Below are 15,662 nucleotides of genomic sequence, written 5' to 3' on the forward strand. Positions count from 1 at the left end.
GCGCTCCCTTGCTCTGCCCGTGGTGTCGAACCTAGGGCGGGGCAGGGGAGCGCACCTTTTCACCGCAGCCGTACGGGTCAGGCCTTGCGGGCGACCGCCCCGTACAGGGGCACGATGCCCTCGGCCTGGGCCGCCACGTCCTCCGGGTCCGGCCGCCAGCCGTAGACCGAGATGACGCCGGGGCCGAGGAGTTCCAGACCGTGGAAGAAGCGCGAGAACTCGGCCAGGTCGCGCGGATAGAACGGGGTGCCGCTGCGCCGGAAGTGCTCGGCGGCCTGCGCGATGGCCTCCGGGTTGAGATCCGGCGTGACCTGCGACATCACCAGGTAGCTGCCCGGGACGAGCACGTCGACGTACCGCTTGATCAGGCCGTACACGTCGTCGCCGTCGGGGTCCTCGCCCAGGTAGTGGGTGAGCGCGACCAGCGACAGCGCGATCGGCTGCGTGAAGTCCAGGCTCTCGCCGGCCAGCCGCAGGATCGTGTCCGGGTCACGGACGTCGGCGTGCACGTACTCCGTGCTGCCCTCGGCCGAGCCGTGCAGCAGCGCCTCCGCGTGCCGCAGCACGATCGGGTCGTTGTCCGCGTACACCACCTTGGCGTCCGGGGCGACGCTCTGCGCCACCTGGTGCAGGTTGGGCTCGGTGGGGATGCCCGTGCCGATGTCCAGGAACTGGCGGATGCCGGCCTCGGCGACGGTACGCGTCGCCCGGTGCATGAAGCGGCGGTTGGCGCGCGCCCCGCGCACCGCGGTGCCGTCCGCGGCCAGGATGCGGCGGGCCAGCTCCTCGTCCACCGGGTAGTTGTCCTTGCCGCCCAGCCACCAGTCGTACACCCGGGCCGGGTGCGGCCTGCTCGTGTCTATCTGGACGGGCGCGGCGTCGGATCCGGTCATGCCGTGTCTTCTCCTCGTGTGGGAAAGGTGCGGTGCGTGACTCTGGAGGTGCCGTGGGGGGAGAAGTGCAGGTGGTTCCGGGCTGTGCTGTGCTGTGCCGCTCGGGGTCGGGCCGCTCAGAAGTCCTCGCGGCACTCCCGCAGCAGCTTCTTGGTGCGCTCGGCCGAGGCCGCGCGCGCCGTCATGTGGTCGAGGACCTCCAGGTGCGCGGAGACCTCGCTGCGGGAGTCGAGATACAGGGCGCCGGTCAGGTACTCGGTGAACACCATGTCGGGCAGCTCCGGCTCGGCGAAGCGGAAGAGCGTGAAGGGCGCGTACGTCCCCGGGTGCGGACCGTCCTCGAACTCGGCGATCTGGAGCGTGACCCGGTCGCGCTCGGCGTACTCGAGCAGCTTGTCCAACTGCCCGCGCATCACCTCGCCGCGGATGCTCACCGGCCGCCGCAACACCGTCTCGTCCATGATCACCCACAGGTGGGGCGGGTCGTCGCGGTCCAGCAGCCGCTGGCGGGTCATACGCAGGGTCACATGCCGCTCGATGGCCCCCGGCTCGGTCTGCCCGACCGTGCCCGCCTCCATGACCGCACGCGCGTAGTCCTCGGTCTGGAGCAGCCCGGGCACGAAGTGCGGCTCGTAGGAGCGGATCAGCCGGGCGGCGCCCTCCAGGCTCACGTACAGGCTGAACCAGTCCGGCAGCACGTCGTGGAACCGCTGCCACCAGCCCGGCCGGTTCGCCTCCTCGGCCAGCGCGACGAACGCCGTCGCCTCCTCTTCGGCGACCCCGTACGTCTCCAGCAGCACCTGGACATACGGGATCTTCAGCGCGACGTCGGCCATTTCCATCCGCCGTACGGTCGCGGGAGCCACCCGCAGTACCCGGGCGGCCTCCTCACGCTTGAGGCCGGCCGCCTCTCTCAGTTCCTGCAGGCGCTTGCCGAGCACCACCTGGCCCACGGTGGGCGCGGGACGCCGCTCACTCACGTCACGCCTCCCCTACGCGCCGAAGTATGCGCGAAGCAGTGTGTCATGTTCCGCCGACAGTCTCATGGGATCCGGGTGAGGCATATGCCTCACCGGTGATCTCCCTCCTCATTACCCCAGACGTAATCGACTCGGCGCGCGACGCGCGGGACCGTGGCCACATCGGGTCCCGGGCCGGCGCACTCCGGTCCGGGACCCGTCAGGACATCAGCGAGTGGAGATACTTGGCCGTCGCCGGGTCGGCCGGGAGCAGCGTCTCGATGGCCAGCTCGGCGACCGTCACGTCCATCGGGGTGTTGAAGGTGGAGATCGACGAGATGAACGACAGCGTCCGGCCGTCGTGCTCAAGCCGCATCGGCAGCGCGAAGTACGGTACGGGCTCGGCCGGTTCGGCGGCCGGGTCCGACGCGGGCACCGGATAGGCGGCGACCTCCTCGTACAGCTGCCGCAGCGGCTCCGAGCGGTGCAGGGCGATCTCGCGCCGCATCTGGTCCAGCAGGTGCCCGCGCCATTCACGCAGATTGCGGATGCGCGGTGCCAGGCCCTCCGGGTGCAGGGTCAACCGCATGGCGTTCAGGGGCGGTTGGAGGAGATGGTCCGGGATGCCGTCGAGCAGGACGGCGACGCCCCGGTTCGCCGCCAGCACCTGGTACGTCGCGTCCACCACCAGCGCCGGATACGGCTCGTAGCACTGGATCAGCCGCTCCACGCCCTCGCGCAGGGCGTCCAGGGCGGGGGAGTCCAGCGGGGTCTCCGGATAGTGCGGGGCGTAACCGGCCGCCAGCAGCAGGGCGTTGCGCTCGCGCACGGGAACGTCCAGGTGCTCGGCGAGCCGCAGCACCATCTCCTCGCTGGGCCGGGAGCGGCCCGTCTCGATGAAGCTGATGTGCCGCGCGGAGGAGTCGGCGCGCAGCGCCAGCTCCAGCTGACTCACCCGCCGCCGCTCCCGCCAGTCCCGCAGCAGCGGGCCGACACCCTTGTCGACGGTGGAAGCCGTGGTGGCGGTGGCGGACTTCCCGTGCGCGGCGGCGGTCATACGACGACCGTAGTCGACGTCCGCGGAAGGGAACCGGGCACGCCGCGGACGACCCCCTCTGACCAGCGCGGCGAGGTCCCGGACTGTGGCACGCTGAAGGGGTGTCCGGCCGTCACGAAGGAGCGATGCCATGCCCGTGGAACCGCTGTCGCAGCAGCAGATCGAGGAGGGGCTGGCCGAGCTGCCGGGCTGGTCGCTCGACGGCGACCTGCTCACCCGCTCCTACCGGCTCGGCACGCACTTCGCGGCGACCGCGATGGTCGTCCACATCGCCCAGGTCCAGGAGGAGTTGGACCACCACTCCGACCTCACCCTCGGCTACAACACCGTGTCCCTGTCGGTGAACACGCACAGCGTCGGCGGCAAGGTCACCGCGCTGGACTTCGCGCTCGCCCGCCGCGTCGAGGAATTGGCGCAGGGCCACGGGGCACACTGACGTCCGTGCTCGACTACGACAAGGAAGCCGACGCCTACGACGCGAGCCGCGGCGGTGAGCCCCGGGCCGCAGCCGCGGCGGACGCCGTACTGGGCCTGGTCCCCGCCTCGGCCGGCCGGCTGCTCGACCTCGCCTGCGGCACCGGCATCGTCACCCGGCGGTTCGCGGCGGCGCGGCCCGCCACTCGGGTGACGGGCGCGGACCTGACGTACGGCATGGCCCGGATGGCCGCTCGCCGGCTGCCCGGCGCGATCGTCCTCGCCGACAGCCGCACGCTGCCGTTCCCCGACGCCACCTTCGACGCCGTCACCAGCGTGTGGCTGCTGCACCTGCTCGACGAACCCGAGCACGTGCGGGCCGTCGTCGCCGAGTGCGCCCGGGTGCTCAGGCCGGGCGGGGTGTACGTCACCACCGTCGACAAGGCCGCCGCGCACGACGTGGGCAGCGACATCGACGCGGTGCTCGCCCCGCGCCCGCGCCGCCCGGCCCCCGACGCCGCCCTGCTGGTGGAGACGTACGCCGCCGCGCAGCGCCTGCGTCCGGCGGGACAGGCCCGCTTCAGGGGCCGGGGTCAGGGGCGCAGTCCCCGTCGTACCGCCGCCGATCTGCGCCGCGGCTGGTTCACCCGGCTGCCGCCCGGCGACCCGCTCACCGAACGGTTCGCCGAGCGTCTTGAGGCGCTGCCCGACCAGGAACGGCCGCGCGCCGACCCGGAGTTCACGCTGCGGGCCTTCAGGAAGCCGGCGGCCGGCTGAAGTCCATGGTCCAGTTGGTCAGCCAGGTCTCCTCGCCGTCGGGAGAGTCGAGGGCGTCGAGGGAGAAGGCCTGCTCCCAGCGGGCACGGTCCGGCGCCGCGACCGTCCAGACATACCGCACCCGTACGTCCTTGCCGTCGTGCGTGTCGTCACCGAGGAACTCGCCCCGGTCGCCGTCGAATTGACCGACCACGAGTGGGAAGAGCGTGCCGCTGCGGCTGGATGCCCAGTACAGCGACCACCGCTCGGTCTCCCGGTCGAAGAGCCGCAAGGTCGCGCCCTTGGCTCCGAGCTGCGGCAGATCGATCTCGTCGACGTTCGCGGCCCCGTCGAACAGCGGCCAACAGCGGGCCGTTGCCGAGAACTCCTCCCAGCCGCTGTCCGGGTCGAGGAAATCGGTGCGGCGACGGTTGACCACCTCCCAATCGCCGTGGAGGAAGTCGAAGTCGTGCGGGCCGCTCATGCGCGGTCTCCCGTCGTTCCCTCGGGCAGGGAGTCGGCCAAGTAGGCGTCGAGGTCCGGGACTTCGGGCGCGAGCAGGTGCCGTACCCAGGCGTCCCGTTCGTGCAGGATCGGCGGCAGCTCCCAGACGCAGCCGATCCAGGGCAGGTCGGGCCGGATGAAGTGGGTGGGGTCGTCGTCCGGGCAGCCCAGCACCGGCTGGCCCGCCGAGACGCCCCGGAAGTGCAGCACGTTGTCCCACACCCAGCTGTAGGCGTTGAGATAGGCGCCGGTGTCGCCGCCCTTGTGCAGCACCACGAAGGTCGCGGGCGCAGTGCCGTCCGGCTCCGGCAGCAGCTCCGGCAGGATCGCGTACGCCGCTTTCTCGATCTCGGGCGCGATGCCCGCCGGGTCGGCGGTCACGTGGTAGCGCTTGATGTGCCGGCCGGCCAGCTCGATCGGGGGTGGCACGGTGAGCAGTTTCTCGGTGAAGGCCATGGTGGGACGCTAGGCCGCCTTCACTGACAACCTGTGTCAGTGAAGTCTGGGATTCTGGAGAGGTGAAGTCCAGCCGACTCGTCTCGATCCTCCTGCTGCTCCAGACCCGGGGCCGGATGACCGCCGCCCAGCTCGCCGAGGAGCTGGAGGTCTCGGTGCGCACGGTCTACCGGGACGTCGAGGCGCTCGGCGCGGCGGGCGTCCCGCTGTACGGCGACGCGGGCCACGCCGGCGGCTACCGCCTGCTCGATGGCTACCGCACGCGCCTGACCGGCCTCACGGCGGGGGAGGCGGAGGCGCTCTTCCTCTCCGGCGCCCCGGGCCCGGCCGCCGAGCTGGGTCTCGGTTCCGTGCTCGCCGCCGCCCAGCTGAAGGTGCGGGCCGCGCTGCCGCCGGAGCTGCGTGTCCACGCCGACCGGATCAGCGGCCGCTTCCACCTGGACGCACCCGGCTGGTACGCGGAGGCCGACGACGCCCCGTACCTCCCGGCGGTGGCCGACGCGGTCTGGAACAGCCGTGTCCTGCACGTCCGTTACCGCCGCTGGGTCGAACCGACGGATGTGGAGCGGCGGTTGGAGCCGTACGGGCTGGTGCTGAAGGCGGGGCGCTGGTACGTCGTGGCGGGAGCCGAGGGATCCGGGCCGCGTACCTTCCGGGTCGACCAGATCCTCGAACTGGCCACGTCCGACGAGGAGTTCACGCGCCCCGAAGCCTTCGACCTGGCGGCCTACTGGACGGCGTACCAGCGCGACTTCCATGACCGGCTGTACCGGGCGGAGGCGGTGGTGCGGCTGGCCCCGGGCGTGACGCTGCCGAGGACGGTGAACGGGCGTGCAGGAGAGGATGGTTGGACCGTCGCCCGGGTCCCCATCGAGTCCGTCGAGCGGGCGCATGGCGAGTTCCTGCGCCTGGGCACGGACATCGAGGTCCTCGAACCGCCCGAGCTGCGCGAACGCATCGCCCGAACGATCGCCGAACTGGCCGAAAGGTACGGCAACGTGGCGGAGGGCGGCGGCGACTGAACGTGCGGAACCCGTCCGTCCTCTCTGGAGGTACGTCACGTGCAGCATCCGCATCCGCATCCGCACCCGCACCTGTCTTCGAACGCGCGTCGCAGACGCCGAGCCGCCGTCTCGGCGATGGCCGCCACCGCGGCTCTGATCGCCGCCGGACTCACCGGTCTCAACGCAGGCCCGGCCGAGGCCGCCACCGCCCGCCAGGTCGAGAAGCTCGACCGGGGTGTCGTCAGCGTCCACACCGACACCGGCAACCTGGTCAATTGGCGCTGGCTGGGCACCGACCCGAACGACGTCTCGTTCAACGTCTACCGGGCCGGTACGAAGGTCAACTCGACCCCGGTCACCGGTTCCACCAACTACTTCCACGCCGGCGCCCCCGCCCAGGCCGACTACACGGTCCGCGCGATCGTGGGCGGTGTCGAGCAGGCGGACTCGGTCCACGCGATCCAGTTCCGCACCGGCTACAAGGACGTGCCCATCACGCCACCGGCCGGCGGCACGACCCCCGACGGCGTGGCGTACACGTACGAGGCGAACGACGCCTCCGTCGGAGACCTGGACGGTGACGGCCAGTTGGACTTCGTCCTCAAGTGGCAGCCGACCAACGCCAAGGACAACTCCCAGTCCGGCTACACCGGCAACACGATCCTGGACGGCGTCAGGCTCGACGGCACCCGCCTGTGGCGTATCGACCTGGGGCGCAACATCCGCTCCGGCGCGCACTACACGCAGTTCCAGGTGTACGACTACGACGGCGACGGCAAGGCCGAGATCGCCATGAAGACGGCGGACGGCACGGTCGACGGAACGGGTGTGGTCATCGGCAACTCCTCGGCGGACTACCGCAATGCGAGCGGTTACGTCCTGTCCGGACCCGAGTACCTGACGATGTTCAACGGCCAGACCGGCAAAGCGATGAGTACCGTCGACTACGTTCCGGCGCGCGGCACGGTGTCGTCGTGGGGCGACTCGTACGGCAACCGCGTGGACCGCTTCCTCGCGGGCACGGCGTACCTGGACGGCGCCCGACCCTCCCTCATCATGGCCCGCGGCTACTACACCCGCACGGTGATCGCGGCCTGGGACTGGCGCGGCGGCGCCTTCACTCGCCGCTGGACCTTCGACACCAACTCCTCCACCAACTCCGGCAAGGGGTACGACGGTCAGGGCAACCACCAGTTGTCGATCGCGGACGTCGACGGGGACGGCAAGGACGAGATCGTGTACGGCTCGATGACCGTGGACGACAACGGCTCCGGCCTGTGGACCACGAAGAACGGCCACGGCGACGCCATGCACGTAGGCGACCTCGACCCGTCGCGTGCGGGCCTGGAGGAGTTCAAGGTGGACGAGGATTCCTCGAAGCCGTCGTCGTGGCTGGCGGACGCGAAGACCGGTGCGATCATCTGGTCCACACCGGCCAACGGCGACAACGGCCGGGGTGTCTCCGGGGACATCTGGGCGGGCAGTGCGGGCGCCGAATCGTGGTCGGCGTCCGAGAGCGGCATCCGCAACCCCAAGGGCACGGTGGTGTCGACCCGCAAGCCGTCCAGCACCAACTTCCTGTCCTGGTGGGACGCCGACCCGGTCCGCGAACTCCTCGACGGCACCCACATCGACAAGTACGGCACCGCCTCCGACACCCGCCTCCTGACCGGCGCCTCGGTCCACTCCAACAACAGCACCAAGGCGACCCCGTCCCTGTCGGGCGACCTCCTCGGCGACTGGCGCGAGGAGGTCGTCTGGCCGACGTCGGACAACACGGCACTACGGATCTACTCGACGCCGTACGAGACAGGCACGAGGATCACGACCCTCCTCCACGACACCCAGTACCGCACCGCCCTGTCCTGGCAGAACACCGCGTACAACCAGCCACCGCACCCGAGCTTCTTCATCGGCGACGGGATGGCGACGGCACCACGACCTGCGGTGTACACGCCGTAGGGCGGCAGGAACGGGGTGCGTGCCGCAGTCGGGTGCGCACCCCGCTCGGTCAGACGACCGTGCAGTTCTGATCGCCCAGCTTGAACGACGTCGGTTTCGTGTTCGCCCCCGACCAACTGCCCGTGAAGCCGAAGCTCACGGACGAGCCGACGGCCACGTTCGCATTCCAGCCGAGGTTCCTCGCGGTCACGGCCGCGGCCGACTGCGTGTAGTCGGCGTTCCACAGCTGACTGACCTTCTGGCCGTTCGGGAAGGACCAGCCGAGTGACCAGCCGTTCCAGGTGGTTGATCCCGTGTTGGCCAGTTGCACATCCGCCTGGAAGCCCCCCGACCACTGGCTCGCGATCTTGTACGTCACCGTGCAGGCGCCCGTGGGAGTGGGATCGCCGCCGCCTCCACCACCTGGGTCGGACGTGTCGCCGTAGATGACGCCCCGGCCGTTCGTCGAGACGTACACCCGTCCGTACACCCGAGGGTCGCCGGTGATCGCCGCGCCCGTCCAACCCCACTGGTGGGCGGCGTCGTTGATGCGGGTCCAGGTCGTGCCCTTGTCCGTCGAGCGGAAGATGCCGCGTACGCCGGCGATCTTCGCGCTGGTGAAGAGGGTCTGGTACGAGGCACCCGGCGCCGCCTTGCCGAAGCCGACCGTGTCGGCCTGGTCGACGCCGGACAGCTTGGTGAAGGTCGCCCCGGAGTCCGTCGAGTGCCACAGTCCGTACGGGCCGTCCGAGGCGCCGCCGGCCAGCCAGATGTCGCCCTTCGTGCCGGGCAGCGCCTTGAAGCGGACGGTGTCGCCGCTCGGCAGGCCGGTGGCGGCGGAGGCGGTGAAGGTCGCGCCGCCGTCGGAACTGACGTAGAACTTGCCCGACTTGAAGCCGTAGAAGGTCTTCGCGTCGACCCGGTCCGACTCGATGACCGCGCCCGCCGGGACACCGCTGGACGCCGACCAGGACGACCCGAAGCCGGTCGTGTACTGCACGCCCGTGCCCGCCGGGCTCCAGACGAAGCGGCTGCCGTCGGACGCCGAGGCGACCGTGCCGCCGCCGCTGACGCCCGAAGGGTCGGTGCCCGCGAACCAGTTGGCGCCGTTGTCCGTCGAGAACGCGATGTGCGGACCGGAGTCGAGGTCGCCGACGCGGACCACCGTGCCGGGGTTCGTCTCGGCGAAGTCCAGGCTGGTGGTCGTGGTGAAGTTCGGGGACGTGTACATCATCGACGGCACCTTGCCGAGGTCCGTGTGCCGGAACCCGCCGATGTCCCCGAGGGCGCTGAGGAGTTGGGCGCCGCCCGACGGGGGAGCGGCGAGGTCGTTCACCGCCGTCTCCTCCAGGCCCTGCACCATGGGCTTCACGGTGAACTGGCCGCCGCTGTCCCAGTTCGTCAGATTCTCCGTGCCGTAGAGCGTCGCGCCCGTCCCGTACATCATCCGCGCGGAGTTGAACGGGTCGATCTCCAGCGACTCCGTCATCCAGCCCAGTTTCGGAGCCTGTTCGGGAGGTGAGGGGTTCGCTCCGAAGGTCAGCCAGGGGGAGGACGAGACGTCGATCGTGTAGCGGTTCGCACGGTTGGGATACGACGTGTAGTCCCACGCCTTCGTCCAGGTGCCACCACTGTCCGTCGTACGGAAGATCTGCGTGTCCGGCCACCAGGAGCTGTACGCCGTCGCCATGACCGTTCCGGGATGCTGCCGGTCGATCGTCAGCCCGCTGAACCCGTAGTAGGTGTCGGCCTGCGCGACCGGGCTGATGTCGGTCCACGTCCCGCTCGCCGTCGCGTACCGCCACAACGCGCCCTTGCCCCCGTCGTACGGGCCGCCCCTGTCGCTGTACGCGAGATAGAGGTAGCCGTTCCTCGCGTCCAACACGCCCTTGTGCGCGAGGAATCCGGTGGGCTGCCCGGCGACCCGGGACCAGGTCGCGCCGGCGTCCGTCGAGCGGTACACCGAGTTGGCGGTGTCGGCCACCCCCACGTAAATGGTCCTCGTCGCACTCCCGGAACTGCCGGTCGACTCGTCGAAGGTGACCCAGACGATCCCTTGGTTGTCGCTCGCGTACCCACTCGTGTCGGTCGGATCCTGCACGTAGTCACCGACGTTGGGAAAGTTCGTCACCTGCGCCCAGGTCACCCCGGAATCCGTCGACCGCCACAGCCCCTTGCCGCTGGGCGCCCCCAGGTACAGCACGCTGTCCTTGTTCGGATCGACGGCGAGCCGCTCGCCCATGCCCCGGCCGGGCATGTTGCCGCCCAACTTGAAGGGCAGGTCGGTCTTCTGCCAACTGGCGCCCCGATCATCGGACCTGAGCACGGCCCCATCGGTCGGGTCCCAACTGTTCGTGTACGTGCCGACAGCCGCGTACACCTTGTTCGGATCGACGGAGTCGGACGCGAGGCTCACCACACCGGTGTGCCCCCAGTCGTCCCATCCGACCGAGTCCAGCAACGGCGTCCAGGTCTTCGTCGACTCCTCCCAGCGGTAGGCACCGCCGATGTCGGTGCGGGCGTAGGCGAGGTTCTTCTCGCTGCGGTTGAAGACGATCCCGGGGACGAATCCGCCTCCGTCGATCCGGGCGTTCTTCCAGGTGTAGGTATCGGCGGCGAGTGCCACGTTCGGGCTGCCGGCGGCGAGGGCAGGCGGGCTGCCCGCGAGCAGTCCGGCCGCGAGGGCCAGAACGGCCGTAAGAATGCGGGTTCTTCGCACGGGGGGTCCTTCCGGAAAGGGGGGCGCGCGAGAACCGGGCGGCCCCCAGTGCGGGAGAGGGCCGCCCGGCCGATCGGCTCCGTCGTCAGGTGACGGAGCAACGTACGCGGAGCCTGAACGGACGCTTCCTGGAGAGACGGTGACTCGCCACGTCCCTCTTGAGGGGCGCGGGGAACTGCGCGACCAGCCACACACGGCCCGCAGCGGAACCACGACCTTCCCGAGAAGCGCCCGGCGAGGCAGCTATTCAAGAAGCTCCGCGTACGAACCCATGGCCATGGCGATGTCCGCCTGGGCCCAGAACCGGTGATACGTGAACGACGGCGCCGCGCCACCCGCGAGATACGCCTCGATCTTCGACCACGCAGGGTCGTTCTTGTAGAAGGACCGCAGCGAGGCGAACGTCGACGAGGAGTTGACGACATCCCCGTTCGGCATCTTCCCGCTCCACCCGCTCGGCACATACACCGAGTCGTCGAAGCGGTTGTAGTCGGCCCGCGTCTCCGGCGCGGCGACACCGAGCCCGTCCTGATAGTTGGCCCACATGCCGTCCAGCAACGCCTTCGCCACCGACTTCGCCTCCGCGTCACCGGATTTGGCGCCGTAGTACGTCAACGTCTTGGCATACGCGGCAGCCACCCCGACGTCATCCGTGTAGTCGGCGACGGTGACGTGAAGTCCGCTGTTGGCGCCGGGATTTGACGCGTTCCAGGTGTCCGGCTGACCTGACCACTGGAGCGTGGACGGAATCCGATACGTCCCGTCCGGATTGATCGTGGTCTTGGACAGCGCCCAGTCGACCCACTTGTCGAGAACCGCCTTGGCGCTCGCGTTCCCCGTCTGCTGGTAGTACTCGGCGACCCGCTCCATCGACCACGCCTGGAAGCCGAACCACTGGTTGGACGGCGGGTCGTGATAGACGGGCTGCTGGTCGTAGTACATGCCGTAGAAGGTCGACGTCCCGGCCGGCGGAGTCGCGTACCGCCCCGCCCAACTGTTGGTCGCCCCACCCGCGATGGCCCCTTCGTTCGACTGCAGCCAGCGGTAGAACTCCAACTGGCGGGTGAGCGAGGTTCCCCAGTCGGCCGCCCCCGTCGACGACTTGGGCTTCAGATCCGCATACGAGCTGAGCGCATACGCGGCGAGCGGGTTCTGATAGCCGCCGTGCACATGGCTCGACCCGATCCGCCAGGCCCACCCCGCGCTCGTGTCCGTCGCGCCGCCCCACGCGTAGTACCAGGACAGCAGATACGACGAGGCGTCCTTGCCGGTGCCGGCCGGACAGGTCGACGAGCCCACGCAGTTGCCGATTTTCTTGAAGTACTTGTCGTACATGGCGTAGCGCAGATAGTCGCCCATCTTCGCCGCCTTGCCGACGGTCGCGGAGACGTCACCGCCCTTGCCCTGCGCCTTGGCCCACACGTCCGCCCAGTACGCGGCCTGCACGGCACGCGCGTCGGCGTCCGGGGCGTCGGTGTACTTCCACTGCTTCGCGTACGACGAGTCACCGGTGAACAGGTCCAAGTACCCGTTCGTGCCGCCGTACTTGAAGGCGTCGCAGGTCGGCTGCGGCACCGTCTCCCACACCGACTCCTGCGCGCCGCGCTGGAAGGTGTTGATGTACGACGGTCCGTCGGCCGTGGGTCCGGCCTCGCAGCCGCCACCGGGTGTGTCGCCGTACCCGTAGACGTTGTCGACGTCCTGCAGCCAGTGCATGCCGTACACGTCGTCCGTGCCGTACGCGCTCTTCAGCTCGCCCGCGATCGGGTCCGAGCCGACCGGGACCGACGGGTCGAGCTTCGCCGGGTACTCGTTCGGAGTGTCCAGTTCGGGCGCGTAGGTCGCCGGTTTCGACGCGTTGTAGAAGGAGTTGGTGGGCTGGTCGGCGTGGGTCGGGATCATGTACTTCTCCATGAGGGCCCACGCGCCGTTGAACTTGGACCAGTCACCGGTGACCTTGCCGTACATGGCCTGCAACCACAGGAGGTAGCTGTACGCCTCCGACGTGGTCTCGTGGCCCTGGTCCGGCGCCTCGACGATCAGCGTCTCGACCGAGTGGTACGGGACGCCCTCGGGGGAGAAGTAGCCGTTCGCCGGGTTGGTGATCTTCCCGTACAGGTCCAGGAAGCGGGCATCGTACGCTTTCGAGGCCGCCAGCTCCGTCACCGTGACCGCCGCTTTGGCGTGGCCGGTCGCCGACGACTCGAAGGAGGCCGAACCCGTGCCGGCGGCGTCCGCGGTGATCGTCACCGTCTGCGCCGTGCTCCAGTTGGCGGGCGTGAAGGTGAGCGTCGCGCCGCCGGTGACGGACAGACCGGTGGTGCCGCTCGCGCGGGCCGTCGTCACGGTGACATTGGCGCTCGGCTGCGTCGACAGCTTCACCGTGTACGTGCCCGACTTGCCCTGCTGGACGCCGAGTTGGGTGGGGGAGGCGACCACGGCGGGGCCCGAGGCGACCGTGATGCCGACCGGCGTCGACGACGCGGACGCGCCCAGACTGTCGTACGCCTTCGCCACCAGGGAGTGGCTGCCCACGGCGAGGCCGGTGGCCGAGAACGTGAACGGCGCGCTGGTGTCCGTGCCGAGCAGGGTCGTGTCGTCGTAGAACTCGACCTTGCTGATCGTCGCGCTGTCCGCGGCGGCGGCCGTCGCCGCGAGCGGGACCGCGGTGCCCTGCGTGTAGACCGCGCCGGCCGTGGGGCTGGTCAGCACCGTGACCGGCGGCTGGTGCGCGCCGACACAACTCGTGCCGTTGATCGAGAAGTTGCTCGGCGCGGTGTTGGTTCCGGAGTACGAGAACTGCGCACCGGTGGAGACGGCCGCGCCCGCCGCGATCGTCCCGTTGTAGGAGGCGTTCTGCACGGTGACCGACTGGCCGGACTGCGACCAGGTGCCGTTCCAGCCGTTGGAGAGCTTCTGGTTGCCGGAGTAGGCGTACGTCAGCGTCCAGCCGCTGATGGCGTCCGTGCCCCGGTTGGTGAGCGTGAGGTCCGCGGTGAAGCCGGATCCCCAGTCGTTCGCCTTGTAGTCCACGCTGCACTGAACTGCCGCGGCCTGCGCGGGAGTTGTGCCGGAACCGAGCATCGTGAGGGGAAGCGCGAGGGCGGCCACGACGGCGGTCCACAGGCGCCGCGCACGGCGGCGTCTCCTGCTGGGGTGCATGTGCTGGTCCTCCTTGCGGCTCTGAGGGGAGAGCTCTGAGAGGCGGCTCTGAAGGGGGTGGGGGGTCGAGCAGCAACAAGCCTTGAACCAGTGGGAGCGCTCCCATAGTGGGGACGGGGGTGAGAGCGGTCAAGGTGCTTGAAGAGTCGAAAACATTCGACACGGCTGAACTGATGGAAAGTCAGCGAATGTGTGAGACCCCCCTGTCCTTTGCCGTCACTTGGCGCTAGCTTCGTTGACACCAGTGGGAGCGACTCCATCAGTCGACGCGTCCGTCACGACGCGCCCGAGCTGCAAGGACTCGCTCATGCGACACCCTCCGCGTTCAGTACTTTTAGCCGCCGCCGGAGCGGTCGCCCTTGTCGGGGCCATGACCATTCCGGTCGTCACGGCGCACGGAGCAACACCCGCCTGCACGGTGGAGTACACCGTCACCAGCCAGTGGGACACCGGCTTCCAGGGCTCGGTGACGATCACCAACAACTCGGCGGCCGTGAGCAGTTGGAGCCTCGCCTTCGACTTCGCGAACGGCCAGAAGGTCACCCAGGGCTGGAACGCCAAGTGGTCCCAGTCCGGCACGACGGTGACCGCCGCCAACGAGAGCTGGAACGGCGCGCTCGGCACCGGCGCGAGCGTCGGCGTCGGGTTTCTCGGCTCCCGGTCGGGGACCAACGCCGTACCCACGTCGTTCAAGCTCAACGGGACTACGTGCAACGTCGATTCGCAGCCGCCGACCGATCCGACGGACCCGACCGATCCACCGGATCCGGGTGACGGCACCGCACCCGCCCTGCACGTCTCCGGGAACAAGCTCGTGGACGCCGGCGGCGCCACCCGACGCCTCCTCGGCGTCAACCGGTCCGGCGGCGAGTTCATGTGCGTCCAGGGCTACGGGATCTGGGACGGTCCCGTGGACGACGCGGCGGTCAAGGCGATCGCCGACTGGAAGGCCAACACCGTCCGCATTCCGCTCAACGAGGAGTGCTGGCTGGGCCTTTCCAACATCAAGCCCGAGTACGGCGGCGCCAACTACATCGCCGCCGTCAAGGACCTGGTGGCCCGCGTCGAGGCGCACGGCATGACACCGGTCGTCGAACTGCACTGGTCCTACGGCCAGTACACCGGCAACTCGGCCGGCTGCTCCGACGTGCACGCCACCTGCCAGAAGCCGATGCCGGACATGCAGTACACGCCGTCCTTCTGGTCCTCGGTGGCGAACACCTTCAAGGCCGACCAGGCCGTCGTCTTCGACCTGTTCAACGAGCCCTACCCGGACCGCGCCACGTCCACGACCACCCAGGCGTGGCAGTGCTGGCGCGACGGCGGCACCTGCCCCGGCATCTCCTACGAGGTGGCCGGCATGCAGGACCTCGTCGACGCGATCCGCGGCACCGGCGCCGCGAACGTCATCCTGGCCGGCGGGCTGGCCTACTCGAACGACCTCAGCCAGTGGCTGACGTACAGGCCCACGGATCCCAAGGGCAATCTGGTCGCCGCCTACCACGTCTACAACTTCAACACCTGCGCGAGCGAGAGCTGCTGGAACTCCACGCTCGCCCCGGTCGCGGCCCAAGTACCCCTGGTGGCCGGGGAGATCGGCGAGAACACCTGCTCCCACGCCTTCGTCGACCAGGTCATGAAGTGGTTCGACGACCGGAACCTCTCCTATCTGGGCTGGACCTGGAACACCTGGGACTGCTCCTCGGGTCCGTCCCTGATCTCCAACTACGACGGCACACCCACGTCGTACGGCATCGGACTGCGCGATCACCTGCGCGCCCTCAACGGATAGGAAAC

At 69.5% G+C, this 15,662-nt stretch carries 12 protein-coding genes; 5 read left to right on the forward strand and 7 right to left on the reverse strand.

Features of this window, described 5'->3' with window-relative positions:
• Positions 1-77: 77 nt before the first annotated feature.
• The 3 genes from ACWD5F_RS31095 to ACWD5F_RS31105 form a co-directional block, all read right to left on the reverse strand.
• Entirely contained in the window at positions 78-893 is an 816-nt protein-coding gene (locus ACWD5F_RS31095; protein WP_451259386.1) for an SAM-dependent methyltransferase, read from the reverse strand.
• 116 nt (positions 894-1,009) lie between these two features.
• Entirely contained in the window at positions 1,010-1,873 is an 864-nt protein-coding gene (locus ACWD5F_RS31100) for a helix-turn-helix domain-containing protein (protein WP_401729843.1), read from the reverse strand.
• A gap of 199 nt (positions 1,874-2,072) precedes the next feature.
• The gene (locus ACWD5F_RS31105; protein ID WP_451259388.1) at positions 2,073-2,909 is read right to left on the reverse strand and encodes a helix-turn-helix domain-containing protein; all 837 of its coding nucleotides are present in this window, start codon (positions 2,907-2,909) and stop codon (positions 2,073-2,075) included.
• 130 nt (positions 2,910-3,039) lie between these two features.
• Here ACWD5F_RS31105 and ACWD5F_RS31110 point away from each other — a divergent pair, with 130 nt between their 5' ends.
• Positions 3,040-3,345, forward strand: a complete 306-nt coding sequence (locus tag ACWD5F_RS31110) for a 4a-hydroxytetrahydrobiopterin dehydratase (protein ID WP_451259390.1) — start codon at positions 3,040-3,042, stop codon at positions 3,343-3,345.
• A 5-nt stretch (positions 3,346-3,350) separates the two neighbouring features.
• Positions 3,351-4,100: a class I SAM-dependent methyltransferase gene (locus ACWD5F_RS31115; RefSeq protein ID WP_451259392.1), complete on the forward strand. Its 750-nt coding sequence runs from the start codon at positions 3,351-3,353 to the stop codon at positions 4,098-4,100.
• Here ACWD5F_RS31115 and ACWD5F_RS31120 read toward each other — a convergent pair.
• Both ACWD5F_RS31120 and ACWD5F_RS31125 read right to left on the reverse strand, forming a co-directional pair.
• Positions 4,078-4,563 carry a hypothetical protein gene (locus ACWD5F_RS31120; protein WP_451259394.1) on the reverse strand — a complete coding sequence of 162 codons (486 nt, stop codon included), beginning with the start codon at positions 4,561-4,563 and terminating at the stop codon, positions 4,078-4,080. The two genes, ACWD5F_RS31115 and ACWD5F_RS31120, sit on opposite strands and share 23 nt — an antisense overlap.
• Positions 4,560-5,039: a hypothetical protein gene (locus ACWD5F_RS31125; protein ID WP_451259396.1), complete on the reverse strand. Its 480-nt coding sequence runs from the start codon at positions 5,037-5,039 to the stop codon at positions 4,560-4,562. Before ACWD5F_RS31125 ends, ACWD5F_RS31120 begins: the two co-directional genes overlap by 4 nt.
• Positions 5,040-5,101: 62 nt before the next feature.
• On the opposite strand from ACWD5F_RS31125, the gene ACWD5F_RS31130 reads away from it, so the two are divergent.
• Positions 5,102-6,061 carry a helix-turn-helix transcriptional regulator gene (locus tag ACWD5F_RS31130; RefSeq protein ID WP_451259398.1) on the forward strand — a complete coding sequence of 320 codons (960 nt, stop codon included), beginning with the start codon at positions 5,102-5,104 and terminating at the stop codon, positions 6,059-6,061.
• Positions 6,062-6,100: 39 nt separating this feature from the next.
• Entirely contained in the window at positions 6,101-8,005 is a 1,905-nt protein-coding gene (locus tag ACWD5F_RS31135) for a rhamnogalacturonan lyase (protein WP_451259400.1), read from the forward strand.
• A gap of 49 nt (positions 8,006-8,054) precedes the next feature.
• On the opposite strand, the gene ACWD5F_RS31140 is transcribed toward ACWD5F_RS31135, so the two are convergent.
• Positions 8,055-10,703, reverse strand: a complete 2,649-nt coding sequence (locus tag ACWD5F_RS31140) for a cellulose binding domain-containing protein (protein ID WP_451259401.1) — start codon at positions 10,701-10,703, stop codon at positions 8,055-8,057.
• Positions 10,704-10,946: 243 nt separating this feature from the next.
• On the reverse strand, positions 10,947-13,865 hold the full coding sequence (locus ACWD5F_RS31145; RefSeq protein ID WP_451259403.1) for a glycoside hydrolase family 48 protein: 2,919 nt from the start codon (positions 13,863-13,865) through the stop codon (positions 10,947-10,949).
• A 307-nt stretch (positions 13,866-14,172) separates the two neighbouring features.
• Between ACWD5F_RS31145 and ACWD5F_RS31150 the strand changes: the two genes are divergently transcribed.
• Positions 14,173-15,657 (forward strand): cellulose binding domain-containing protein, encoded by a 1,485-nt coding sequence (locus ACWD5F_RS31150; protein WP_451259405.1) that lies wholly within the window; start codon positions 14,173-14,175, stop codon positions 15,655-15,657.
• Positions 15,658-15,662: the final 5 nt, after the last annotated feature.

The sequence above is a fragment of the Streptomyces sp. NPDC002499 genome (assembly GCF_053595415.1).

Coding starts and splice junctions, on each gene's coding strand:
- ACWD5F_RS31095 (WP_451259386.1), bottom strand. CDS start 893: ATGACCGGATCCGACGCCGCGCCCGTCCAGATAGACACGAGCAGGCCG.
- ACWD5F_RS31105 (WP_451259388.1), bottom strand. CDS start 2,909: ATGACCGCCGCCGCGCACGGGAAGTCCGCCACCGCCACCACGGCTTCC.
- ACWD5F_RS31110 (WP_451259390.1), top strand. CDS start 3,040: ATGCCCGTGGAACCGCTGTCGCAGCAGCAGATCGAGGAGGGGCTGGCC.
- ACWD5F_RS31120 (WP_451259394.1), bottom strand. CDS start 4,563: ATGAGCGGCCCGCACGACTTCGACTTCCTCCACGGCGATTGGGAGGTG.
- ACWD5F_RS31125 (WP_451259396.1), bottom strand. CDS start 5,039: ATGGCCTTCACCGAGAAACTGCTCACCGTGCCACCCCCGATCGAGCTG.
- ACWD5F_RS31145 (WP_451259403.1), bottom strand. CDS start 13,865: ATGCACCCCAGCAGGAGACGCCGCCGTGCGCGGCGCCTGTGGACCGCC.
- ACWD5F_RS31150 (WP_451259405.1), top strand. CDS start 14,173: ATGCGACACCCTCCGCGTTCAGTACTTTTAGCCGCCGCCGGAGCGGTC.